The organism is Paraburkholderia sp. SIMBA_030, from assembly GCF_046535245.1.
GTDB lineage: Bacteria > Pseudomonadota > Gammaproteobacteria > Burkholderiales > Burkholderiaceae > Paraburkholderia.
In genome coordinates this window covers 1-231 of sequence record NZ_JAWRXB010001782.1, presented here as the reverse complement: position 1 = coordinate 231, position 231 = coordinate 1, and the positions used below count along the sequence as shown (strand labels likewise).

At 42.0% G+C, this 231-nt stretch carries 1 protein-coding gene; it reads right to left on the bottom strand.

All coding sequences use genetic code 11. The features are described 5' to 3' along the window. On the bottom strand, positions 1-231 hold a 231-nt coding region (locus SB772_RS46115), incomplete at both ends, for a circularly permuted type 2 ATP-grasp protein (protein WP_410839281.1).

Here is a 231-nt window from a genome sequence, read left to right as displayed (position 1 = left end):
ACGAATGCCTTGCATATAGACTTTACTGTCCTCAACGACCAAATCATAACCATGGACGAGTGGCACATTCATCTCATGCGCTAAGAAAGCATGCTCATAATAGGCACTATTAAAGCGACCTGGTGTTAAAATGACGACTTGTGGATCATATTTGGATGTTGAGCTGGCAAGACAGGCTTTGAGTCGGTTAGGATAATCACTGATGCCCATAATAGGCGTTTCAGTAAATAT